The organism is Maribacter flavus (genome assembly GCF_008386635.1).
GTDB lineage: Bacteria > Bacteroidota > Bacteroidia > Flavobacteriales > Flavobacteriaceae > Maribacter > Maribacter flavus.
Genome location: NZ_VUOE01000001.1, coordinates 2230970 through 2255320 on the forward strand (window position 1 = coordinate 2230970; position 24351 = coordinate 2255320).

A 24351-nucleotide genomic window follows, 5' to 3' on the forward strand; every position below is an offset into this window, starting at 1 on the left:
ACATTTACGAATGGTCCAAAAATTTATTTCGGACTTCTTTGATATTCGCAGGGGGGAATTGCGGATTTCTATTTTTATGTTCTGCTACATATTTATCGTTGTAGCGGTACTTTTAGTACTAAAACCAACGGTAAGTGCACTTTTCCTTTCAGAACTTGGTCCAGAGCAGCTCCCATTCGGTTATCTATTGGTTGCCATAGGTGCCATTCTGAGTTCGTTTTGGTACTCGCAATTACTTTCAAAATTTAGACTAAAAACTATCATTCGATACACACTTGTTTTTTCAAGTTTGGTGTTGATTTCAGCAGGAATTTTTGTGTTTTTGGATATTTTAAAAGGATGGATGCTTTACATCGTCTATACCTGGGTAGCCATTTATGGAGTTTTGGCGGCCTCCCAATTTTGGGTATTGGCAAACTTGGTTTTCAATGTGAGGGACGCCAAAAGGTTGTTTGGATTTATCGGTTCTGGAGCCATCATGGGCGGCCTTTTTGGCGGTTACCTGACTTCGTTATTGGCCCCATGGTTTGGAAATGGTACCATGATGCTCCTAGCGGCCTTTTTACTACTTCTGTTGCTCCCACTACTACAAAGAATCTGGAGCTTTCGCGTCACGAAATTAAATGAATTCAAAAAGAGCAAAACGTATCCGACAATCTCGGAAAAACCTTTTCAGCTGGTGAAAAAGGAACCACATTTAAGAAATCTTGCCATGCTTGTGGGTATAAGCGTTTTGGTCGCCAAACTAGTGGATTACTTGTTCAGCGATTATGCCGCCGATGCCATTTCCGACCCCGATGAACTGTCCTCTTTTTTTGGGTTTTGGTTCTCGACCTTTAATCTGGTCTCTTTAGCGTTACAGTTATTTCTAACACAGCGTATTGTTGGTGTTTGGGGAGTTGGTTTTTCCCTACTATTGTTACCATTGGGGATCTTGCTTGGCAGCATATTTTTCCTTTTTCTGCCAGAGCTTTCAGCGGTTGTTGTCATTAAGGCTATGGACGGTGCTCTAAAACAATCGATAAACAAAAGTGCTTTTGAATTGCTGGCATTACCACTACCCTTTGAAATAAAAAATAGGACCAAATCATTCATTGATGTCGTCATCGATAGTTTGGCCACCGGTATTGCGGGAATTTTATTGGTGTTTTTGATAAAAGGTTTTGAGTGGCAAAGCTATCAGGTCACTTGGTTGGTTATCGCATTGGTGTTACTATGGGCCTATTTCATCTTTAGAGTCCGCAAAACTTATTATGAAACCTTCAGGGCCAACTTGAGGGGACAAACCAACGAAGAATTGGCAGCTCCTGTGGTCAAGCAGGTTTCCGTTTTGAAAGGTATGCGCAAGGTCTTTTCCGAAGGAAATGAAAATCAAATCCTTTTTATGCTGGATAAGCTGATGGAAATTAATGATAAACGTTTCGCCCCCGATGTTCGAAATCTCTTGGACCATCCTTCCAATAAGGTAAAGACATCGGCTATCAAAAATCTTTATTATTTGGATAGTGTATCCATGCCGTGGAACATGAACGAATTACTTTCTATCGGTGATGAGGATTTGAACCTGGCGGCTATGGATTTTTTGCTGTTGCACTCAAGAAACGAACCTGAGGCCATATTTTCATACTATCTTGACCATAAGGATAAAAATATCGCTGGTGCAGCACTTTTTTCTTTGGCTAGGGAGTCTATAAACAACCAAAGGATGCGAAACCGATATCATTTGGAAAAGCGTATTCAAAAAGCTGTGGAAGAATCGGATAAAAATTTGTCTCCTTATTTAATAAAGACCATAGGTATAGCCGGGTTGACAAAATTCCACTCCCTACTCACCCAAATCTTGAATGGCCATAATGTGGATTTACAGATGGAAGCCATCGAAGCAATGGGGTTAAGCATGGAATCATCTTTTGTTCCCCATTTAGTGGAATTGCTTCCAAAAAAAATCTATCGAGGACCAGTAATAGCTTCCCTAAGGAATTATGGACTTGGAGTAATGCCAGTTTTGGTATGGATGGTAAAAGAACAAAAGGTAAGCTTGGAAGCGCGTAGGTTCATACCAAGGGTTATTGAAACGTTTGGCAACCAAGAATCCATACAGTATCTATTTCAATTGTTCAATGACGTAGATCTTAGCGTTCGATTGGAAAGTATCCGTTCACTAAGTAACCTGCGTTCATCGCATCCTGAAATAAAGTTCAACCGTTTTGAAGTGGCTTCCAAGATTTATGAAGAGTGTAAACTTTTTCACCAGACCCTCAACGCGATGCATACCCAAATTATAATCTCTTACCGAAATCGTAAAAGGCCCCGGCAAGAAGTTCAGCAAAAGGAACGGGATGCCAGAACTTCACTTTTAGAATTGTTGGAACGGCGTCTGGATGCTGGTTTGGAGCGTATTTTTAAGTTATTGGGGCTTAAATATGCCCAAGAGGATATCCTATTGGCCTTTGAAAGATTGACAAGTAATGAAGAAGAGCTTCGATCCACTGCCATTGATTTTTTGGACAATCTGTTGACCGGAAGCCTCAAACAGCAGCTTTTTCCAATCATTGAAGAAGTAATGAGGGATTTTTCTTCCGAAGAGTCTATTCAGCGCATCAAACCAAAAATCCCCTCTGAAAAGGAATGTTTTAAACTGCTTTTGAATATGCCCGATTTAAAGGTGAAGTTGGCAGTACTTTATCTTATTGGAAAACAAGGTGATAAAAAATATTTGCCTATTTTGGAGCCTTTGTCAAAACAAGACGATTTAAAAATCAGGACTTTTGCGTTGAATGCCATTTCAGAGATAAATGCAGAAAACTAATCTTTTGCAGCGAATGAAGGAACGGGTGGAACATATCATCCACAGATTAATGATTCAGGTCATAATTTTGTTGCGAAAATCCAAAAAATTAATTTTAAGTTCCCTAGGATTTATTATAAAGCACCCCATCAAATTTACCCTATACCTTTTTATATCTTGCCTTGGCGCTGTATTGTCATTTTTTCTGTTAACCTATTTTGGCGCATTTGGCCATATCCCTACAAAACAAGAACTGAAAGCACTTCAGAATCCAGTAACTTCTACTATTTATGGTAAAGACGAACAGCCGATAGGTGTATTTTTTTTTCAAAATAGGTCGAATATTGAGCAAGTCGAGCTAACAAATGAAATCATCAATGCCTTAGTAGCAACTGAGGACGTCCGTTTTTTCTCCCATGGCGGCATCGATTATAGAAGCTACGCCCGGGTTCTGATCAAGTCGGTTTTGCTAGGTCAAGATGCAGGGGGCGGCAGTACCATAACCCAACAGATTGCGAAGAATTTGTTCGGACGTAAAAAACAAAGGTTTTTGACCACTCCGATCAATAAGATGAGAGAGATCATAATTGCAAAACGACTGGAGTCTATTTATACCAAGGATGAATTGGTATTGCTTTATTTCAACACGGTTTCTTTTGGTGAGAATCTATATGGCCTGGAAAAGGCGGCGCATCGGTTTTTCAATAAATCTACAACAGATCTTGATCTTTCGGAGAGTGCCACTTTGGTAGGTCTTTTAAAGGCACCAACGTTCTACAACCCAAGGAATCATCCCGAGAGAGCCGAAAAAAGAAGAAATATCGTTCTTGAGCAAATGATTAAATATGGTTATATCGACGATAGTTTAGCCAATTTGGCCAAAAAACCCCTAGCACTTAATTATCAGCCGCCTGTAAAACAATCCTCTTTTGCATCGTACTATAAAGAATTTATACGCCGAGAATTTAATAAATGGGCACTTGAAAATCCAAAAAGTAACGGTGGACAGTACGATGTAGAGTTGGATGGTCTAAAAATATATACCACGCTCAATCCCAATATACAGAGATACCTTGAAAATGCCATGACCCGACAAATGAAACGGTTGCAGGCCGATATGGATAGGGCTTGGACCAGTGCCACAGTTGAAGGGGGTAAAGAGGGTTTGGTAAAACGACTATTGGCCGACCATCCGCAGGTAAAAAAATTAAGGCAGCAGGGGAAGACCGAGGCTGAGTTGGATGAATTTGTAAATTCAATTCAAAATCGAAAGTACTGGGAGCTTGGCTTGGGATGGGTCGACGTGGACCAATCTTTAAAAGATTCCATAATCAAGACGGTGACCAGATTGCATACGGGTATTTTGGCCTTGAACAGCGGGAGCGGCGAGATTATGGGCTATCTCGGGGGTATTGATTACGGCTTTTCGCAAAAAGACCATATTCAAGAACCGAAACAAGTGGGGTCGGTTTTTAAGCCCATTACTTATCTCGCTGCCCTGAACTCCCACGAAAATGCCTGTACGTTCTACGACAACATTTTAAGAAAATACTCCAAGTTTGAAGATTGGACACCAAGGAACGCAGACCACAGGTATGGGGGTAGTTATAGCATGCATGGCGCATTGGCAAATTCAATCAATACCGTTTCGGTCGAACTTCAGTTGAAAACGGGTAACCAAAATGTCATTGCGCTGGCCAAAAAAATGGGAATCGATACTGAAATACCAGATGTACCATCTATTGTTTTGGGTACGGCCGAAATTTCACTTTTTGAAATGGTTAAAGCCTATGCCTCCATATCAAATGGGGGGCGTTCGGTTACGCCCTATATCATTGAACGAATAGAACAGGAAGATGGTACGGTCCTTTTTACCGCAGATAAAAAAAATATAGGGAATCGGGTTTCCGCAACGGAAAATGTAAAAACGCTACAAAAAATGATGCTCGAGGTTACCCAAGAGGGCACGGGGAAAGGTTTTCAGGCATACGGGGTACCCTTTAACATAATCGGGAAAACAGGAACCACCCAGAACAACTCCGATGGTTGGTTCATTGGATGCTCACCGGAACTTGTAATCGGTTCTTGGGTGGGTACCTTGGACAAAAGGGTACAAATGGGCTATGGTTCCGGAGCAAGAACGGCCATGCCCATGGTCGCTTCCGTGTTTAGGAGTCTTAGTAGTTGGAAAAGACCCATGCTAACGAACTTTGAGTTTGATCAGGAACATTTTGGTTGCCCCTCGTACTCTGAGTTGGATGCAGCTTCTGCCATGGCACATTATTCTACGGATTCTGTTTATTTAAAAGAACTTTTTATAAAAGATTCGATTATTCAAGATTCAATCAATCGGAAGGTTTTCTTCGACAGTATACGTGGTCCGATAATTCAGCCGGACAGTCTAAAGCTGGAAACAATTGGCTCGGAACAGTTATAAATGTACCAATAGCTGAACGAACTACCCTTTACGTATCGCCCTATCTATTAAATTGGCCAAATACATATGATCTGAAGCCGAATTCTTCCTTAGCACATTGCTCATCAAGGCGACTATATATTTACAATTATCGGGATGTTCGACGATGATTATCGAGTTCATGTAATTCATTACATTGCCCATGTATTTACCACATTCCTCTCCTTTGCTTCGATCGCATTTGTACAGGCTGCCCGACTTAAAATATACCGCAGCTTCTTTTAAAGACGGTGATTGTGCATATCGAATACGCCTATCGGTCATATACATCAACCGCTTCATTTCAAGACTTGATGCCTCATCAATCACTTTGCCCTGTTCCAACTGGACCAAAAATTTCATCAATCCTAATGGGGTGCCAATACTGCCCCCTTTGTCACCAACATAAGTATTGGCCCCTCCGGTAAAAAAACTGCCCAGACGCCATTCTTCATGGGTGATACCCAATTGCCGTAAAGGAAGGTTGACAATATCATTTGCCATATCGGTCAATAGCTTTTTTGGGGTTTCCTTAAAATAGGCATCAGCCTCCTCCTTGGTCAATTCCGGATATTTTTCGCAAAAGACAGACATCAACAAGGCCTCACGCCAAACGATACTTGCCGCACCATTATTACTGACCGAAAGCATGTGATCCGCCCATTCAAAAAGCGAAAAGACATCACTGGCGATGACCTGCCTTTTAATTAAGGTATTTTTCTCAATATTGAATATAGGTACGGTGTGTTCGTCGGTAAGGCCCCAAACCCCTGCCTTTACAGATTTATTTTTTAGGAGCTCAATTCGCTGCTCAAAGGAGTCAGGGTATATCTTGGACAATTGATGGAAAAGGGCATTCAAAACTGCCAACTTACCAACACTTCCCGGTTGGTAGCCCAAGGTTTCATTTCGCTGTGCGTAACGTGTACTGTCAGGGTTCGAAATATCAAGCACTGCAATGGAATAGCTTCTGTCAAGTCCGCGAAACATTCCACCTATTTCCCTTTGGAGTCCATGATCGACATGAAAAAATGTTTCCAGGCTATCATCTTTTCTTGAGGCCAGGTTCAACGAAATAGCTTCCCAGGATTTTAAAGCTCCCAACGGGAGGGCTGTCGCATCTTTTAGTTCACCACTTTGAATGAGTTCCAACCGTTTTAACCGTTTTATGCCGGTTCGTTCGTAGCCGTCAATAGGATAGGGCGTTATAGCAAAGGCCATCACTAGAAAACTAATCGATATTAAAACAAGTATTTTTTTCATGGCCGGGGATTTTTTGTAACAGGTATCATTTTGTTCAAGTCCACTTTTGGGGTAATCGATTCCAAGTAATCCGAGCTCAGGGCCTTTTTATTTTCTACAAAGGGACGAATTTGAAACAACCACAATTTATCATCCTTAAAACCAAGTTCTACATCATATGCCCCCAGATAATCGGATTTGGTTTCCTTTGGAATGCGTTCTTGAATTGTTTTGGCCATGCTACGAATATCTTTGAGATTTTTGGAGTTGAGCACGGGCGTTTCAAAAGTGGTACTTTTTTTTAGCGTTCCCCCAGTTTTGGGCAAGCTGTTGTAATCCGGTTCTCGGGCAGGAGCCAGCAACATATTTTGACCGTTTTCCTTCAAAAGGTATTGTTCGGCAGCCTGCCCATCCACCGCACCACCTGCGCCACGGCTAAAGGCAATGGTCAAATCATTTTCGTTGCCCGAAACGATTCCCTTGGTAATCAAAACTCCAGAATAATCTACATCGACACTGGGAATCACCAAAATGGAAGGGAAGACATTTTCTGGGTTCAACAAATACTTTTGTCTCCATTTGAAGCTGCGCTCTGTATACGGGGAAGCCCAGACGGCACGAACGCCATCCAAAATCTTTTCCTCCTCGACCACGTTGAAAAGGGTAAGGTTGAGTCCTGCCCCGGTAAAATCCTTTAAATCTTCCATATTCGTATCGCTCCGTAGAAAAACCGGAACCTCACCTATATCTGAACCAAGAACATTTTTAAATCCCAACTTCAAGGCTTCTACAAATTTTGTTTTAAGAGGCATTGTCTTGATTGATTCGCGAAGTATTTCCAACTGGCGTAATTGGTAGTTTTCCACCTCTTTTTCTCCCATGGAGTTTGAACGCATTCGGTCCGCCTCAATGAACACATTATTCAGAAAAGTCCAGTAACTCACGGTTTGCCCAGACATAGTCTGATCCATATGTTCCCTAAAAATCCCGAAGGGAATGACCAACCCTTCGACCACATAATCTGGAAACATTTTTTTCAACTGTCCCAAATTTGCTGCCTTAGGGCCGCATAGTTTCCCTGAGTCATCGGCATTTACGCTTCGCATATCCAAAACTCCCTTTTCATCCAAACGAATTTGACCTACGGGCACTTCGATCCGTTCATCCTTTCGCTCTTTTTTCGTAAAGAGGTTTATTTCAATTTCGCTCATTTGCGCTTCGGGTTTTAATATCACATTTCCTTTGTTAGAAACTGCGAAGAACACCCGTTGCCCGTCATACTTTTTCAGTTGTTGTAGGTTTTCATCGGATAGGGCCGCATTCGGAATTGCCAAATTGCGGGCAAGCAACTGAACGTGCGAGACCATATTTCCTTCCGCGACCGTTGCAATTCCCGCAACTGGCTTCAAGTCGGAAGGGGGGCTTTGAAACACATAGATTTTATCCGAAGATACTTCGATATCTTCTGAACTGCCTCCGATTACGACCAATTCTCCAAAAGCATAGCCAGGATTTAATCCCCGAACGGTACTTTGGTTGGAAACGTCCATAACCTGATTGGTCAATGAGGATTCCGAAGCAATAAAACTACCAAGCTCACCCACGGCATTACCCAAGTGTAAAGCTACGGAACCCCTGATTTTATCATCGATAAAACCGGACGCCATGGGCTCAAATCCTACGTAGGTTTCGACAACATCATCATAATTGGCCTTTACCATGCTGGCACTCCACTCCACCCCACTTCGCGCTTGTTGCAGGGTTTCGGTCAATTCGGCCAATGAAAGGGATTCCGATTCGTAGTTTGAAAGATAGCCCTGCAGCTGATTCCATTCCCATATCTCCAAAAATCCCGCACCAGCGGAAGCCATACCTAAGTGACATATTTTTTCCAAGAGGGATTGTAAGCTATCGGTTTCCCAATTCAATGCATTTTTAAAGACCAAACCTTCCAGTTTTAGTGAAACATCCAAAAGTTCCAAGCGAACTTGTGAATCTGTCTCCAATAAAATTCCCTCTCTAAGTTTTAACAATAAATCGGATGCCTCACGAATCAATTCGGTCGGATTATTGACTAGATTACCATTGTTCGCGAATTGGTTGAGGAAAGTTTCCAGTTCTGAATTCTGAAGGTTACCAATTTTTTTGGTAAGAGAGCCCAAATCAATAGGCCTGTGAAACTCACGCATGGTAGAAAGCAATTCCCTAAATTGAGCGTTCAAGGTACCTGTCAATTTATCTTGATGTTTAATTATGAACCGCTCCACTTTTTGAATATCGGAAGGTTCAGGGCGTCCATGAATTTTGATGCGAAGTTCCATAAAGGGGACATATTCATCTGACAACACCTTTGATTCACTTCGCATTTTTTGAGCGATATTACTATCGCCATTGTGAGGCACATCCTTTAATGATTGTCGAATCAAAAAGAATTTTTTCTCTAGACTTTCATCATCTTTTAATAAATCTTTATAGAAATCAATTCCCCAAGTCTCTTCGTCTTCTGATTGAACGGCACCCCTGTAATACTGTCCTTTTTGCAGAATCCAGCCATCATCGACACCTTTAAGGTATTGCTCCAACTGATATTGTTTTAATCGGGCATGGTCATTTTCAGCATCCCAAAAATCCTTTGGGTCTGTGTAGGCAAGAATTTGACCTAAATAAATATGGTTTGACTTGCCCAACTCCACAACATCATCACGATATCTGGCATGTTGCCAGCCTGGGCCTATTTCATCAGGGCAGGGATCCTTCGGCTGGCGAATGCTCCCATCGGTACAGAACCAACGGATATCTTTATAGGGACCACGAATGTCTTGCTTTAGTTTTGAAATTAGCTCTGAAATTCCCTTATTGTCCTTTATTTGAGCTAGGATAGAACTTTGCCAAAAAAAGCACGTTAAAAAAAATAAAACATATTTTTTCAAGTCTCTACAATTTTTTTGGGTGCTTATAGGATAATACTCCCTAAAAGACGGACTTACCTTTATTACACCTTCCCCAATTTAATATAGCTCTAAATTCAACAATTTTTGGTTAAAAGTGTCCGTTTCGAGTAAGAATTCTTCTCGGGAACGGTCTTTGCATTTCTTTTGATGAATATTTATGAAATCAAGTGTGACTAGCTATAATATCCTTACAAAAAAATAAAGGCAAGCTATGTTTTAGCTTACTTTGTTTACAACCTTGTTTAGATTTACTCGTGATCGCGACACGATTGCATTCAAAGTTGCCAATACAAAACCTAGCAGCTACCGCTGCGGGCCCTTATTTTTGTCCGAACTGGCAACAAGGTTTGCATTTCTCCTAAAAATAAAGAACCACGCCAATTGGCGTGGTTCTCGAGTGTAGTGATCGCGACACGATTCGAACGTGTGACCGTCTGCTTAGAAGGCAGATGCTCTATCCAGCTGAGCTACGCGACCATAGAACATTTAAAAGAATGGGTTTTTTAAATGTGGGTGCAAATTTAGTAAAAAATCCATACTGTTAAAACCAAAATCAATAAAAGATAATACGGTAATGGTGAAGGGTTGGGTCAAGTTTTTTTGTATCCGTCGTATTTATCAAAGTTATCGTATAACTGGTCCAGGACCTGATAGAAGGTTTCAAAGGCTTCTTCTGAAATATGAATGGTACTGACCCGCCTTAAATCCTGAATTAAGGGAAGTACTTTTTTCATGAGCTTTTGGCCCTCTTCTGTCATCACCAATTTGTAGCGCTTTTGATCGTCCCTAAATCGGGATTTTTTCAACAAACCCTTTTTGCAAAGTCCGCTGATGACGCGGGAGGTCGTCGCCCTATTTCTAAAATTGGATTTGGCAATGTCTGCCTGGGAAGCATCGGTACCTTCTAAATGCACCCGTTGGAGAATGACCCACTGTTCAATGGTTAGGTCAATATCATTATCATCGAACACTTGTAAAAAAGTACTTTGCACCTTTTTAAGGGTACGGTCAATGTATACGCCAAATCCTTCGGTACGGTCCATATTTCGCCTTTCGTCGAACAAAAATACATAGAAAATCGTTAAAATTGTTGTTAATGCAACAAAATGGATTTTTTTTTGTAGATTTAGACCGGATTGATGAACCAAGTAAACATCATGTCGATACAATTCAAAACATTTATTTTAGAAGACAGCACCTATAAAGGTGGCAGCAAGAAAATTGTAATGCCCCAAGGTATTGAAGTCCATAAATTGTCCTCCAACGAAAATCCACTGGGGTATTCGCCAAAGGTGAGACAAGCCCTCATGGCTTCGCTTGATGATTTGAGCCAATATCCGGACAATACGGATATTCGTTTGCGCCAGGCCTTGGTAAAGGATTTTGACCAAGCACTTTCTGAAGATCATTTTATAACGACGAACAGCGGTTCGGAAATTATCGACCTAATTTCAAAGGCCTTTCTTGGGGAAGGGGATACCGTCATTGTGAGTCAGCCGTGCTTTCTACCCTATACTGCGTTTACAAGGTGGATGGGAGCAACGGCAATCAATGTACCTATGACCACGAATTTTGAATATGATTTTGAGGGTATTTTGAAGGCTATTTCCGATAGTACCAAATTGGTCTTTTTGGCTTCGCCCAACAATCCCTCAGGAACCTATATTCCAAAAGACGTTTTAGAGGATTTTATGAACAAAGTTCCGGAACATGTAATCGTGGTTCTGGATGAGGTGTATCGGCATTTTGCCGATGCCCCGGATTATGTGACAGGGCTTCCCTTTGTAAAACAGAACAAAAATATCATCGCGATCAACAGTTTTTCCAAGACCTACGGGTTGGCCGGACTTCGTATAGGGTATTGCTATGCACCGTTACACATCAGCAGTTACATCCGAAAAATATGTAAACCTTTTTTATTGTCCACCTTGGCCTTGGAAGGGGCTATAGCCGCATTAGAAGATGGGGAATTCGTACAAGAGACCGTGGATTTGGTTCGAAAGGAACGAGCTTTTGTGTTGCATGGATTGAAGGAATTACATATTAAATATTGGCCCACCCAGGGAAACTTTGTCATGATCCAGCCGCCAATATCGGACACCGAGTTGGTAAAACAGATGGAACAAAAAGGAATTATGGTACGGCCTGTGGGTAATTTTGGTGCCCCTGGTAAAGTCCGTATCTCATTCGGTACCCGGGCGGCAAATAACGCTATGTTGGATGCCTTGGAAGCGGTCATCAAACAAAAAGAAGTAACAACGTAAAAAATTTAGCAACTATGTTGCATTAATAACAATAAAATAGAAACATATGTCAACAACCATAGCAGCAGAGAAGAAGCAGGATAAAGCAACTGATTTTATGCCCATTAATGGCACGGATTATTTGGAACTCTATGTGAGCAACTCCAAACAAGCGGCCCATTTTTATAAAACCGCCTTCGGGTTCGAATCCTTGGCCTACAAAGGCTTGGAGACCGGGAGTAGGGAGTTTGAGTCCTATGTCGTCCAACAGGACAAAATTCGGTTGGTATTAACATCCCCTTTAAAAAGTGGTACGGAAGTAGGTAAGCATATCGATAAACACGGCGATGGCGTTAAGGTAACTGCCCTTTGGGTAGATGATGCTACGTATGCTTATGAAGAGGCTGTGAAACGGGGCGCCAAAAGCTTTATGAAACCCCAAGTGGAGGAAGATGATCACGGAAAAGTGGTGCGTTCCGGAATTCACACCTACGGAGAGGTAGTCCATATCTTTGTGGAACGAAAGGATTATAACGGGGTCTTTTTGCCCGGATATCGGAAATGGGAATCAGACTATAAGCCAGAGTCCGCCGGACTCAAATTTGTGGACCACATGGTAGGAAATGTGGAAGAGGGAAAAATGAACTATTGGGTGAAGTTCTACGAGGATGTCATGGGCTTCAAACAGATTCTTTCCTTTGATGATAAGGATATTTCTACAGAATACACGGCCCTCATGAGCAAGGTGATGAGTAACGGTAACGGGCGTATCAAATTCCCTATTAACGAACCGGCTCCCGGAAAGAAAAAATCCCAAGTGGACGAATATCTCGAATTTTACGAAGGCGAAGGGGTACAGCATATAGCTGTAGCTACGGACGATATCGTGAAAACGGTATCCGACCTTAAAAGCAGGGGGGTGGAATTTTTGACCGTTCCCACCACCTATTATGATGTGCTAACCGAAAGGGTGGGTAAAATAGACGAGGATATAGATTCCCTGCGAAAACTGGGAATTTTGGTGGATCGTGACGATGAAGGTTATTTGTTACAGATTTTCACCAAAACGGTACAGGCAAGGCCCACCATGTTCTTTGAAATCATTCAAAGAAAAGGAGCTACTTCCTTTGGAAAAGGAAACTTTAAGGCATTGTTCGAGGCCATTGAGCGGGAGCAAGAGTTGAGGGGTACTTTGTAAAACCAATGCTCGGGATAAAAGTATTGTGGTTGTAAGTGTGAAGGTCATAGTATAAAATTGTTCATTTTCTTTGCTTGTCCAAAGAAAACGAACCAAAACAAACGACACTTTTGAGTGGGATTTTTGACTTTAAGCAAGTCAAAAACCGCTCGCCAAACCCCGCGCCATGCCAATGCCTGGCTGAATTTCGGGGCTTTGGCATCGCTTATCCGGCGCAAAAGCCATACCGACTTCGTCGGCACAACATTCAGTACAAAGTGAATCGTGGTAAAGTCCTGATTTACGGCTTTTGCCGCTTTTATGCCACATGTACTAAAATGACTAACTTTAAAAGTAAGGAACAATTAAAATAAAATTCGATGCCCATATATCATAAACAAGGAAACATACCCCCAAAACGGCACACGCAGTTCCGTAGGCCGGATGGGGAACTGTATTCGGAGCAATTGTTCGGCACCATAGGTTTTGATGGCATGTCCTCGCTGCTCTATCACCACAATAGGCCCACTATGGTCAAGGAAATTGTAAAGAGCACGGATATGTCCCCAAAAATCGCCCTGGAAAAACACATTCGTTCGCTAAAATTGGTGAGTTTTAATGTGGAACCCAAGGACGACTTTCTGGAGGCACGGGAACCCCTATTGATCAATAATGATGTGCATATAGGCGTAGCGGCGCCACGGAAATCCGTCACGGATTATTTCTATAAAAATGCCGATGCGGATGAAATGCTCTTCATCCACAAGGGTACGGGTACGTTGCGAACTATTTTTGGTAATATTCCCTTTGAATATGGCGATTATCTGATTATTCCTAGAGGGGTGATCTATCAAATCGATTTTAATTCTGTGGACAACCGGATTTTTTACGCGGAGTCCTTCACGCCCATTTACACCCCGAAAAGGTATAGAAATTGGTTCGGGCAGTTGTTGGAACATTCCCCGTACTGTGAGCGGGACTATAAACTCCCCCAAGATTTGGAAACCTTCACGGATCTGGATGACCATCTCATGAAGGTCAAAAAACAGGGAACGCTGCATGAAATGATATACAAAGGGCATCCTTTTGATGTCGTGGGTTGGGACGGTTACAATTATCCCTACGGATTTTCAATCCATAATTTTGAACCGATTACCGGGAGGATACACCAACCGCCACCGGTACATCAGACCTTTGAGACATCGGCGTTTGTAATTTGTTCCTTTGTGCCCAGACTGTACGATTATCATCCAAAATCCATTCCGGCTCCCTACAACCATTCCAACATAGATTCCGATGAGGTACTGTACTATGTGGACGGTGATTTTATGAGCCGTAACGGAGTGGCCCCGGGCAATATTTCCTTACATCCTGCCGGTATCCCCCACGGTCCACATCCGGGTGCCGTGGAGCGAAGTATCGGCCAGAAAGGCTCCGAAGAATTGGCAGTTATGATAGATACCTTTAAACCCTTGATGGTTACGGAAAACGCCCTAAAATTGGATGATGGGGACTACTATCGTTCTTGGTTGAATTCGTAAAAACCCAATTCTGATGAAGCCTTTGACCACTTGGGTACACGTACCACAAAATTCGGATTTCACTATTTATAATTTGCCTTTTGGGATATTTTCTGCCGATGGAAAAGGCCCTAGGGCCGGTATGGCCATAGGCGAACAGATCGTGGACCTTTCTGTTTTGGCCAAGGCCGATGTATTGGCGGTGGAAGCACGCTATTTTTTGCAATCCAGTCTGAACGATTTTATCGCCCTCGGTAAACCGATTACCAATAAGGTTCGGTTAGAGGTACAACGGTTGCTGATGGAGGAGGCTTCACCCCTTAAACATATACCCGATGCCTTCGTACCCCAAGAAAAGGCTACCATGCATCTTCCCGTCCAAATTGGGGATTATACGGATTTTTACAGCAGTTTGGAGCATGCCACCAATGTGGGCAAAATGTTCCGGGACCCTGAAAACGCGCTGCTGCCCAATTGGAAGCACCTTCCCGTGGGCTATCATGGCAGGGCATCGTCCATAGTGGTAAGTGGTACCAACATACACCGACCCAAAGGGCAAATATTGCCAAAAGGAGCGGAAGCACCCGTTTTTAAACCTTCCGGTCGGTTGGATTTTGAACTGGAGATGGCGTTTATTGTTGGGAAGGAAACCGAATTGGGGGAATCCATTCCTGTGGATAAGGCATCGAACTATATCTTTGGCATGGTGTTGTTCAACGATTGGTCCGCCCGCGATATCCAGAAATGGGAATATGTTCCCTTAGGACCTTTTTTGGGCAAAAGTTTTGCTTCGTCCATTTCCCCGTGGATCGTGACCTTAGAGGCCTTGGAACCCTTTAAGGTATCGGGACCCGAACAAGACCCGGAAGTGCTTCCCTATTTAAAAATCGAGGGTGCCCATAATTATGATATCGATTTGGAAGTGACCCTCACCCCTGAACATTCGGAAACCCAAACCATCTGCCGTTCCAATTTCAAATATATGTATTGGAACATGGCCCAACAGTTGGCGCACCACACCGTAAACGGATGTAATGTGAAAGTAGGCGATATGATGGCCTCCGGTACCATTTCCGGGAAGGACGAAACGGCCTACGGCTCGCTTTTGGAGCTTTCTTGGGGCGGTAAAAAAACAATTCCGCTTACAAACGGACAAACCCGAACATTTATAGAAGATAATGACACCATAACCATGAAGGGGATTGCGGAAAGGGATTTTATAAAGGTAGGTTTCGGTGAAGTTTCGGGAAAAATTCTTCCCGCTAAAAAATAATATATGATAAAGACCATAGATCCAAAAAAGGTTTCCCAACAGGAACTACATGCCTATCTTTTATCGGCCGTAGCGCCACGTCCCATTTGTTTTGCCAGTACGGTGGATAAAGATGGCAATGTCAATTTAAGCCCCTATAGTTATTTCAATATTTTCAGTATCAATCCGCCCATCATGATTTTTTCACCCAATCGAAGCGGACGTGACGGATCCATGAAGCATTCCCATCAGAATGTACTGGAAGTGCCGGAGGTGGTGATCAATATTGTCAACTACCCCATGGTGGAGCAAATGTCCTTGGCCAGTACTTCGTACGACAAGGGCGTCAATGAATTTGTGAAGGCGGGATTTACGGAGGTCCCCAGCGAAAAGGTGAAACCGCCCAGGGTAGGGGAGGCGCCGGTGGCCATTGAATGTTCGGTCACGGAAGTCATTGAACTGGCCGATACCCCGGGAGCCGGAAACCTGATTTTGGCAAAAGTGGAATTGGTGCATATCAACGAGGCCTATCTGGACAAGGACGCACAATTGGATACCCAAAAATTGGATCTTGTGGGCCGCATGGGCGGTAATTGGTATACACGTTCCAGTGGGACATCGCTTTTTGAGATTCCAAAACCTATAAGAAACCAAGGAATCGGCGTGGATCAACTACCCGAAAAAGTACGGAACAGTACCGTTTTAACGGGAAATAATTTAGGCCGATTGGGGAACCTGGAGGCCCTTCCCACACAGGAATCCATCGATAGGATTGCGGCTTTACCCAAAATCAAGGAACTGTTGGAAAGCTCCATGGATACCGTAAAAATCCATAAGTTGGCCCAGCAATGGCTGAACGAGAATCGGACAGAGGAGGCCCTGGCGCTTTTGTGTATTCAGTAGGGATATAGTTCAAAATCCGTAGGTAGCGGGATAATCCATTGATATAAAAGATTGTATGGTATTCCTTTAAGGGCTTACATAATCAACGTTTTGTCAAGTAGGGTGATTCATAATGAATAAAAAACAAACTTTCAAAGCAGTCAAACAAAAGTCCTTTTGAGGAAGCTCGATGATGGAGGAGTGTTAATTTTATCAATAACCAAAAGTATACGTTATGCCAATCATTGGAAGTGTTATTAAAGGTATTATAGATGTTACCGGTACAATTTCTGGAGAATCCGATCCTGTTGCGGAACAAAAGGAAGTTCTTAAATCCCTATTGGAGTCTGCAACCGAAACGCAATTTGGAACCGCCTATAAATTTCCTGAAATCCTTTCCTCCGAGGACATTCAGCGCACTTTTGCGGAAACCGTTCCCTATTTTGACTACAATTCCATTAGTGCCAATTGGTGGGAAAAGATCCATAAAGGCGCGGAAAACGTCACTTGGCCCGGCAATCCGGATTACTTCGCACTAAGCTCCGGAACCACGGGAAAGACCAGTAAGCGGATTCCCGTAACGGAAGAAATGATCAAAGCAATTCGTTGGGCCGGTATCAAGCAGGTATTGGCCCTGAGTAATTTTGATTTTCCATCTGATTTTTTTGAAAAGGGTATTTTGATGCTGGGTAGCTCTACAGACCTTATTGAACAAAAGGACCATTTGGAAGGTGAAATAAGTGGCATAAGTGCCAGTAATATCCCTTCATGGTTCCGGGGCTATTACAAACCTGGTGAGGAAATCGCCAAGATAGACGATTGGGACGAACGCGTGGAAAAAATAGTAGCCGAGGCTCCCAATTGGGATATTGGAGGACTTAGCGGTATCCCTTCCTGGATAGAGTTGATGTTGAAAGAGGTCATAAAGGCCCATAATCTCAAAAACATCCATGAGATTTGGCCCAATCTGGAGGTCTACACTTCCGGGGGTGTCGCTTTTGGTCCTTATGAGAAGAGTTTCAATGCCTTAATGGGTCGCCCAATAACGGTTATTGATACGTATTTAGCGTCTGAAGGGTTTATCGCTTTCCAGGCGAGACCGGAAACGGATGCCATGAAGTTGGTGACGGACAACGGTATCTATTTCGAGTTTGTTCCCTTTGACCCAGATTTGATACAAGAAGATGGGTCACTAAGCCAAGAAGCGAAATCGGTGACGCTTGCTGAGGTGGAAAAAGGTCAAAATTATGTGTTGATCATTAGTACCGTTAGCGGTGCTTGGCGTTATCTTATTGGGGATACTATAGAATTTACCGATGTGGAACGGGCCGAAATCAAGATTACGGGCCGGACCAAGTTTTTTCTAAATACCGTTGGTTCCCAACTATCGGTTAATAAATTGGACGATGCCCTGCAGGAACTGGAGGATGCATTTGATGTGGAGGTACCGGAATATACGCTTTGTGCAAAAAAGTACGACGACGGATTTTATCATACGTGGTATTTGGGAACCGATGCCCAACTGGACCTTAAGAAAGCGGCAGCTACCCTGGACGAGTCCTTAAAAAATGCGAACAAGAACTATAAGGTGGCACGCTCAAAGGCCTTGCAAGGGGTCAAGGTATTTGTCGTGAAACCCGATGTTTTTTACGAATGGAACGACCGGAACAAGAAAAAGGGCGGACAGGTTAAAATGGAGCGTGTCATGGACGAGGACAAATTCCAAGAATGGGAGGACTTTGTCCAAAAAGAACTATAGTTTTCGATTTAATCAACAACGGCATCCCGCTCCTCAACCAATAGCATTATTTCTTCCGGACTTAAGTACAGGCGTTTGATCCTATTAACATACCTTTCAGTGAGTCCGGCCTTTTTCAGAATAAACTCCTTGGTCGCCAATATATAATCCTCCATACCATGGATTACGGCAAAGGAATCCGCCCTACGCTCCGCCTTCCGAATGTATCTTTTGGATGATAGGTATCTGATACCAAAACCAATGAGATTGAGTCCACTGCGATTTCTAAAATCCATGATGTGGCCCAATTCATGGCCCAGCCAACCGATCATAATTTTAGAGGGAATGTCCTTGGTGAGATAGACACTATCGGCAATTTTGATTTTCTTACTGATTAATATTTTATACTTCCGGTTCTTTTTTCTACTAAAAACACTCCAAAATGCGGGTTGGGCCTGCATGGTCGATTTTTCAATGTGTTTCTTGAACTTGAACTCGATGGGCGTATTCGCCAGTTCCGGATAGTGTGACAAGGCTATCAGGGCTTCCTCTTTAATTTCCTCGGGTATGATATGTGGCTGGGTGGCTTGCATAAATAGGATCGGTACTAGTGCGGCTATAAAGTTCAAAATTTCGGTATTAAAGTAATGGGCTAAAGAATTTAGCGAGACCCTCCATAAACTTGATGAAAATGGAACGCTTTTTAAAGGAAACCAATTCCAATTGGATGTCCTTTTTGCAATGGCCAAAGAATATTTCCTCGATTTTTTTGGCTATATCCTTATCATAAATTAGGACATTGGTTTCAAAGTTATGCTCAAAACTTCGGTAATCAAAATTTCCCGATCCCACCGATGCGATTTCGCCATCAATGATAATAACCTTGCTATGGGAGAAATCAGGCCTCAGATAAATGTTCGCCCCAACATTAAGCAGTGCCTCGAAACCGGAGAACATACTGTACTTCGCCAACAACGAATCAGAAACCTTGGGGGTCAGGAGGTTTACTTCCACACCACTGAGCGAGGCTATTTGTAGGGCCTCCAAAACGGGCATCCCAGGAATGAAATAGGGGTTGGCTATGCATATGCTTTTTTTCGCGCTATTGATCATTGCCAGATATTGCTGCATGATAGCGGGATATTTGGAATCCGGACCACTGGATACCACTTGGGCGATACTTTCCCCTTTACCGTCAAATTTTGGAAAGTATTTGTCCTGTAACAAAAGGTCCTCATCACTGGCAAAGTGATAATCTTTGATGAAAACCCGTTGCAGGCTATTCACTACGGGTCCCTGTAATTTAAGATGTAGGTCCTGCCACACCCCCAGTTCCGATATGGATTTGATGTATTTGTCCGATACGTTAAAGCCACCTGTAAAACCTACCTTTCCATCAATGACTACTATTTTTCTATGGTTACGATAGTTTAAGGTAAACAGCAGATTGCCAAATCTTATGGGCATAGAAGAGAAAACCTTGACCCCTATATCCTTAAATCGCTTAACGACCTTCCCGCGTATGGAATGGCTTCCCAAAGCATCGTAAAGTATGCGAATTTCCACCCCTTCGGTTATTTTTTTGGAAAATAGTTCATAAAACCTATCCAAAAGGTCTCCTTTTTCCAAAATATAGTATTGGATATGTATAAACTTTTCCGCTTTTTCTATAGCATCAAAAATGGCCCCAAATGCCGATTCCCCATCATTCAGGAGTTCTATAGTGTTGTTTTCATATGGGGCAAAATAACTGTTCTTTCTTATTAAGGAGGCAATCTTATCATGTTTGTAATTCGAAAAATCATGAACACTCTGTTCCCCGCCTTTAAGCTCCTTATATGTTTCCGAATACAGCTTGCGCTTTTCAGTCTGCTTAAGCTTGAACAGTTTAAATTTCCTGCGGTTTATACCAAAAAGGTAGTATAAAATGGGGCCTAAAAAGGGGAGTATGATGACGGCAAGGGACCAACTGATCATCTTCGTGGAACGCTGACCATAGAATATAATGTTGACAATACTCCAAATGGTTACGGTAAAGTAGCCTATCCAAAGAAAGGTGTTCATTTTGTATCTTTAAAGGAATCAACAATATAATGTATTTTTTAAGTGTTTTTTGGCCCTGATAGCATAACCGACACTTTTTATTTGAAATGGGTCAAGCAAGGGCGGGATAGGATATTAAATTTAAAAATTAAAGAAAATGGGCACCATCGCAATGGATAAAAGACAAATTACTTTATACTATAGTTCTGAAAATACTATTGGTAAACAAATACACGCCTATGTTCAGTCTTCGAAAAAAAAGAATCTAGCCGTAGATATTTCAAAAACGGAGGTCACAGGCACCCAATGGGTAGAATTGGCCGATGGTCTGAACAAGGATATCAAGGATTTGATCGCTATGGACCATCCGGATTTTTTAAATGTCTATGGGGAACAGGGACAGGACCTGGACGAAAACGATTGTATAAAAATCCTTCAAAAGGAACCACATCTTCTTAAGCACCCCATAGCGGTAAACGGGGAAAAGTACATAGTATTGGATAATGCGGCGAGTTTTAAAAAATTCATTGCTCCGGATAGTGCCGGATTAAAGGAATCCTGATTATTTTAATTTATTAGGGTGAACGGTTACTCCTTCGCCTAAATCTTCAACCCAGTAGTGAATGAACTTTAAAAAAATCAGTATTTGGCTATTGGGGTTTTTAATACTTTCGATCGGACTCTATTTTTTCGCTGAATGGCAAATGAAGAAGGCGATTGCAGAATTCTTGGAACGGAAAGTGCCTTCCCATGTCCAATATTCCTATGATCAATTGGATATAAGCCTCATAAAGGGAAATCTGGATTTTGAAAATCCGGTCGTGAACAATTTGGGTAGGCAAACCTCCTCTTGTGAGATTTCAGCGAATATGGAAAAAATAGCCATCAAGGGGTTCAGTTATTGGCGCTTGTTCCTTAAGGGTGAGATCCATGCGACCGAAATCCTTTTGTCCAAACCCAACCTTACATTTAAGACCTGCCCTGCAGATACTACGACCGCGTCCAAAGGGAATACGCCCATTCATTTATTAAAGCCGATATCCGTAAACACTATCACTTTGAAGGATGGCCATATGGAAATTTGGGATTCCAACGGGGAAAAGCAATTGTTGAACGTGGGCACCCTGGATTTTGTAATAAAGGAAGTCGCTACGGATACAGAAAAAATCAAGGACTATATCCCTATGGAGTTTGGGGAATACCAATTTTCATTCAATCAGATAAGTGGACCTTCCGGGGAATATGAGGAATTTGAGGTGGGGTCTTATCAAATGGATAACGAGTCTATAGAAATTATGGAGCTTGAATTCAAAACGAAATATACACGCAGGGAACTCAGCGAAAAGATCAGTTACGAAAGGGACCATGTTTCATTAAAGGTTCCCGAAATAAGAATAGAAAAACACGACCTAACCGTCATTGATGAAGTACTGGAATTGCAAATGGATACCGTGGTGGCTTATGAGCCCTTTCTTAATGTTTATAGGGACAAAAGTCTTATGGAAAACCCAAAAATAAGGCCATTATATTCCCAACTTATCCGGCAGTTGCCCATAAAACTTCAAATAAAGGGTATTGAACTGGCCAACGGGTTTCTCAGCTATGAAGAAGATGCCCCAAACAATGTACGACCGGGTGTCCTTACATTTGAAAACCTTGGGGCGCATATTAGTAATTTTTCAAATACGGAAAATGAAGGGGAAACCGTGGATATTAGAATCAACGCCAACTTTATGGGAAATGGGGAACTGGACCTCGACTGGAAATTTGATGTCTTTGACCCTAAGGAGACTTTCATCATTTCTGGCGGATTGAGCAATATGGAAACTTCCACTTTAAACGATTTTTTGGTGCCAAATGCCAGATTACGGGCCCAGGGAACCATAGATCAGATGTTTTTTACCTTAAGTGGCGGGGATTTTATGGCACAGGGCGATATCAAAATGAACTACGAGGATTTTAAACTGGAACTTTTGAACAAAGAGAGAAGCCACGTAAAAAAGATTATGTCATTTATAGGTAATCTGTTTATCAATGACGGTTCCAAGGTTGATGACGATGGTTATCGACATGGAACAATGGAAGTGGAAAGAAATCGGAACAAGTCTTTTTTCAACTATCTATGGGTCGGTTTGGAAGACGGATTAATTGATGTGGTTACCGGAAGTGGGAAAAGGAAGTGAAAGGGCATAAAAAAAGAGGGCATGGCCCTCTTTTAAGTTTGTGAATTTATTTTAATGGTCATCGGCCACATCTTCTACGGCATCTTCCACTTCTTCGACTCCGTCTTCAATATCTTCGCCTAATTCCTCTACGCCATCTTCAATTTTCTCACCAGCCGATTTTTCTTCTCGACAACTTAATGCAATTCCAACCGTCATTAGACAGAACAGGAACATTAATAATGACTTTCTCATCGTTTTTAATTTTGGGTTATTAATCTGTTAAAGGTTGTTTTTAGGTAATTTAAACCACTTTTTTTCCTCTAATAAGTGAAATAAGAAAAAGTACTATGAAAATAAAGAAAAGTACTTTCGCTATACCCGCGGCTCCTGCCGCAATACCGCCAAATCCTAAAATTCCTGCTATGATGGCTAGTACTATAAATATAATTGTCCATTTTAACATAATATGTGTATTTATTGGTTAATGTACTAAAAGGTCACTCCCTTTTTCCATACCCAAAGATGATACTAATTGTCTGATAGTCTTTGTTGTATAAACGTTATCCTTGACTCATTCAAATAATAGTTTATTTTGGTGTTTTGAGAGATTTATTTTGGAGCTGGTCACCCTTTAACCTTGTTCATTACAGTTGAATTGATAAGCGAATCATGATTAAAATTTGTTTTATCTTGTACGCATATCACATAATACTAATGGCCGAAAAAAAAGAACTTAAGGAACTTAGCCTAGTAGACGTTGTCAAGGATATTGCAGGTCGTTTAAAAGTTGATTACGAAACCGAAAACAATGAGATTTGTATTGATATCCCAAAGGAATCCGGTACAGGTACCATCATGGCCATGTCATTTTCCCATGGGGTGGCATTGATGGATTTAGATGTGCGATTAAAGGAGGAGGTTCGTTTTGAGCTCAACCCATCTTTGGTGCAACCATTGGAAATTATCTATAACAAAGAGTCCAGTTTTGTCCATAGGTTTAACGGCAAGGAAGATGCCCATGAGATACGGCATTTGGAGAGCGCAATGATATCTAGCAATGGAAAACATAGTAATATGGTAATTCTACCGGCGGTAGAACCTATTTGTTTTTTTAACATTGAAATCAACCGTAAAAGGTTCGAGGAAAAAATAGGGGATTTTCTGCCGGATATGGATTCTGACCTTGAAGCCCTTTTTAGGGATGTGAACGGGGTCAACCTTTTTTTTTATAAGGCCAATTATAGTTTGGACATCGCCAAGTGCATTGAGGAAATAAAGCAGTGCGAATTATCCGGTTTTCCTAGGAGTGTTTTTATCGAAGGGAAGTGTTATGAAATTGTGGCCCATCACTTAAGACAGTATGTGGATGATTCTTCAGATCCAGATAATAGAAAAATACTAAGACAGGCTACCGTTAAAAAGTTGGAAGAGGCCGCGGAAATCATTTCCAGTGAATTAGATCAGGTAGACAATATCATCGCGCTGGCCAAAAGAGTCGGCCTTAACCAAAATACCTTACAGAACGGTTTTCAACATCTTTACGGAATGTCAGTAAACAATTACATCAGAAACGAGCGTATGGAAATGGCGAAGGGATTGATGGAAAGGACCGATCTCAACATAACTGAGATTACCTATAAAATTGGCATCAACTCAAGAAGTTATTTTTCAAAGCTATTTAAGGAGCGCTATGCCATGACACCCACCCAGTATCTAAAAATATTAAAGCCTCAAAAAGAGCGTTCGAAAACCACTTAATCTATTGAGTCACAGTTGAGCAAATAGTGACTCCATTTGTTTTTTTAACAAAATTTTTACCCCCAAAGCATCGCAATTGTGTTAATCAACGTTTCATAATTGTTAACCGAAACTATAAAATTCCAATTTCTTTGCAT

Annotated in this window: 18 protein-coding genes and 1 tRNA gene; 11 read left to right on the plus strand and 8 right to left on the minus strand. The window is 41.9% G+C overall.

The annotated features are described in order from the left end of the window. The first annotated feature begins 10 nt into the window (after positions 1 to 10). Together F0361_RS09620 and F0361_RS09625 are read left to right on the plus strand one after the other, a co-directional pair. Entirely contained in the window at positions 11 to 2809 is a 2799-nt protein-coding gene (locus F0361_RS09620; RefSeq protein WP_154918290.1) for an Npt1/Npt2 family nucleotide transporter, read from the plus strand. Further along, the gene (locus F0361_RS09625) at positions 2796 to 5225 is read left to right on the plus strand and encodes a transglycosylase domain-containing protein (protein WP_154918292.1); all 2430 of its coding nucleotides are present in this window, start codon (positions 2796 to 2798) and stop codon (positions 5223 to 5225) included. Before F0361_RS09620 ends, F0361_RS09625 begins: the two co-directional genes overlap by 14 nt. Before the next feature lie 21 nt (positions 5226 to 5246). Here F0361_RS09625 and F0361_RS09630 read toward each other — a convergent pair whose 3' ends face one another. The 4 genes from F0361_RS09630 to F0361_RS09645 form a co-directional block, all read right to left on the minus strand. Continuing rightward, positions 5247 to 6506: a serine hydrolase gene (locus F0361_RS09630; protein WP_154918294.1), complete on the minus strand. Its 1260-nt coding sequence runs from the start codon at positions 6504 to 6506 to the stop codon at positions 5247 to 5249. Beyond that, the gene (locus tag F0361_RS09635; RefSeq protein WP_154918296.1) at positions 6503 to 9415 is read right to left on the minus strand and encodes a PEP/pyruvate-binding domain-containing protein; all 2913 of its coding nucleotides are present in this window, start codon (positions 9413 to 9415) and stop codon (positions 6503 to 6505) included. The genes F0361_RS09630 and F0361_RS09635 overlap by 4 nt, the downstream gene beginning before the upstream one ends. 424 nt (positions 9416 to 9839) lie before the next feature. Next, positions 9840 to 9913: transfer RNA gene (locus F0361_RS09640), tRNA-Arg, on the minus strand. 113 nt (positions 9914 to 10026) lie between these two features. Then, positions 10027 to 10479 (minus strand): MarR family winged helix-turn-helix transcriptional regulator, encoded by a 453-nt coding sequence (locus tag F0361_RS09645; protein WP_138257186.1) that lies wholly within the window; start codon positions 10477 to 10479, stop codon positions 10027 to 10029. Between the two features lie 96 nt (positions 10480 to 10575). Between F0361_RS09645 and hisC the strand changes: the two genes are divergently transcribed. From hisC to F0361_RS09675, 6 genes are all read left to right on the plus strand, one after another. Beyond that, on the plus strand, positions 10576 to 11700 hold the full coding sequence (hisC, locus tag F0361_RS09650; RefSeq protein ID WP_154918298.1) for a histidinol-phosphate transaminase: 1125 nt from the start codon (positions 10576 to 10578) through the stop codon (positions 11698 to 11700). Between the two features lie 46 nt (positions 11701 to 11746). After that, positions 11747 to 12877, plus strand: a complete 1131-nt coding sequence (gene hppD / locus F0361_RS09655) for a 4-hydroxyphenylpyruvate dioxygenase (RefSeq protein ID WP_138257188.1) — start codon at positions 11747 to 11749, stop codon at positions 12875 to 12877. Between the two features lie 359 nt (positions 12878 to 13236). After that, complete coding sequence (locus F0361_RS09660; RefSeq protein ID WP_154918300.1) at positions 13237 to 14397, plus strand: homogentisate 1,2-dioxygenase; 1161 nt, start codon at positions 13237 to 13239, stop codon at positions 14395 to 14397. 22 nt (positions 14398 to 14419) lie between these two features. Further along, positions 14420 to 15649, plus strand: coding sequence for a fumarylacetoacetase (fahA, locus tag F0361_RS09665; RefSeq protein ID WP_154918552.1), 1230 nt, complete (start codon positions 14420 to 14422; stop codon positions 15647 to 15649). A gap of 3 nt (positions 15650 to 15652) precedes the next feature. Continuing rightward, entirely contained in the window at positions 15653 to 16531 is an 879-nt protein-coding gene (locus F0361_RS09670) for a flavin reductase family protein (RefSeq protein ID WP_154918301.1), read from the plus strand. Between the two features lie 214 nt (positions 16532 to 16745). Beyond that, a complete protein-coding gene (locus tag F0361_RS09675) occupies positions 16746 to 18269 on the plus strand; it encodes a GH3 family domain-containing protein (RefSeq protein WP_154918303.1) in 1524 nt (507 codons plus the stop codon). 8 nt (positions 18270 to 18277) lie between these two features. Here F0361_RS09675 and F0361_RS09680 read toward each other — a convergent pair whose 3' ends face one another. Together F0361_RS09680 and cls are read right to left on the minus strand one after the other, a co-directional pair. Next, on the minus strand, positions 18278 to 18877 hold the full coding sequence (locus F0361_RS09680) for a hypothetical protein (protein ID WP_317131734.1): 600 nt from the start codon (positions 18875 to 18877) through the stop codon (positions 18278 to 18280). 10 nt (positions 18878 to 18887) lie between these two features. Further along, on the minus strand, positions 18888 to 20312 hold the full coding sequence (gene cls, locus F0361_RS09685; protein WP_154918304.1) for a cardiolipin synthase: 1425 nt from the start codon (positions 20310 to 20312) through the stop codon (positions 18888 to 18890). A gap of 136 nt (positions 20313 to 20448) precedes the next feature. Between cls and F0361_RS09690 the strand changes: the two genes are divergently transcribed. Together F0361_RS09690 and F0361_RS09695 are read left to right on the plus strand one after the other, a co-directional pair. Further along, positions 20449 to 20853 carry an arsenate reductase family protein gene (locus F0361_RS09690; protein ID WP_211361152.1) on the plus strand — a complete coding sequence of 135 codons (405 nt, stop codon included), beginning with the start codon at positions 20449 to 20451 and terminating at the stop codon, positions 20851 to 20853. Between the two features lie 61 nt (positions 20854 to 20914). Then, positions 20915 to 22474, plus strand: a complete 1560-nt coding sequence (locus tag F0361_RS09695; protein WP_154918306.1) for a DUF748 domain-containing protein — start codon at positions 20915 to 20917, stop codon at positions 22472 to 22474. Between the two features lie 51 nt (positions 22475 to 22525). On the opposite strand, the gene F0361_RS09700 is transcribed toward F0361_RS09695, so the two are convergent. Together F0361_RS09700 and F0361_RS09705 are read right to left on the minus strand one after the other, a co-directional pair. Further along, positions 22526 to 22708 (minus strand): hypothetical protein, encoded by a 183-nt coding sequence (locus F0361_RS09700; protein WP_154918308.1) that lies wholly within the window; start codon positions 22706 to 22708, stop codon positions 22526 to 22528. Positions 22709 to 22757: 49 nt separating this feature from the next. Then, entirely contained in the window at positions 22758 to 22919 is a 162-nt protein-coding gene (locus tag F0361_RS09705) for a DUF1328 domain-containing protein (RefSeq protein ID WP_138257196.1), read from the minus strand. Positions 22920 to 23170: 251 nt separating this feature from the next. Between F0361_RS09705 and F0361_RS09710 the strand changes: the two genes are divergently transcribed. Then, positions 23171 to 24214: a helix-turn-helix domain-containing protein gene (locus tag F0361_RS09710; protein ID WP_154918310.1), complete on the plus strand. Its 1044-nt coding sequence runs from the start codon at positions 23171 to 23173 to the stop codon at positions 24212 to 24214. Positions 24215 to 24351 lie beyond the last annotated feature (137 nt).

What these genes read in the sequence shown, in the direction of transcription:
- F0361_RS09695 (WP_154918306.1), top strand. Translation starts at nt 20,915, where the DNA reads ATGAACTTTAAAAAAATCAGTATTTGGCTATTGGGGTTTTTAATACTT.
- F0361_RS09645 (WP_138257186.1), bottom strand. Translation starts at nt 10,479, where the DNA reads ATGGACCGTACCGAAGGATTTGGCGTATACATTGACCGTACCCTTAAA.
- F0361_RS09660 (WP_154918300.1), top strand. Translation starts at nt 13,237, where the DNA reads ATGCCCATATATCATAAACAAGGAAACATACCCCCAAAACGGCACACG.
- F0361_RS09625 (WP_154918292.1), top strand. Translation starts at nt 2,796, where the DNA reads ATGCAGAAAACTAATCTTTTGCAGCGAATGAAGGAACGGGTGGAACAT.
- F0361_RS09620 (WP_154918290.1), top strand. Translation starts at nt 11, where the DNA reads ATGGTCCAAAAATTTATTTCGGACTTCTTTGATATTCGCAGGGGGGAA.
- F0361_RS09700 (WP_154918308.1), bottom strand. Translation starts at nt 22,708, where the DNA reads ATGAGAAAGTCATTATTAATGTTCCTGTTCTGTCTAATGACGGTTGGA.
- F0361_RS09630 (WP_154918294.1), bottom strand. Translation starts at nt 6,506, where the DNA reads ATGAAAAAAATACTTGTTTTAATATCGATTAGTTTTCTAGTGATGGCC.
- hppD (WP_138257188.1), top strand. Translation starts at nt 11,747, where the DNA reads ATGTCAACAACCATAGCAGCAGAGAAGAAGCAGGATAAAGCAACTGAT.
- F0361_RS09710 (WP_154918310.1), top strand. Translation starts at nt 23,171, where the DNA reads ATGGCCGAAAAAAAAGAACTTAAGGAACTTAGCCTAGTAGACGTTGTC.
- F0361_RS09705 (WP_138257196.1), bottom strand. Translation starts at nt 22,919, where the DNA reads ATGTTAAAATGGACAATTATATTTATAGTACTAGCCATCATAGCAGGA.
- F0361_RS09690 (WP_211361152.1), top strand. Translation starts at nt 20,449, where the DNA reads ATGGGCACCATCGCAATGGATAAAAGACAAATTACTTTATACTATAGT.
- F0361_RS09675 (WP_154918303.1), top strand. Translation starts at nt 16,746, where the DNA reads ATGCCAATCATTGGAAGTGTTATTAAAGGTATTATAGATGTTACCGGT.
- hisC (WP_154918298.1), top strand. Translation starts at nt 10,576, where the DNA reads ATGAACCAAGTAAACATCATGTCGATACAATTCAAAACATTTATTTTA.
- F0361_RS09670 (WP_154918301.1), top strand. Translation starts at nt 15,653, where the DNA reads ATGATAAAGACCATAGATCCAAAAAAGGTTTCCCAACAGGAACTACAT.
- cls (WP_154918304.1), bottom strand. Translation starts at nt 20,312, where the DNA reads ATGAACACCTTTCTTTGGATAGGCTACTTTACCGTAACCATTTGGAGT.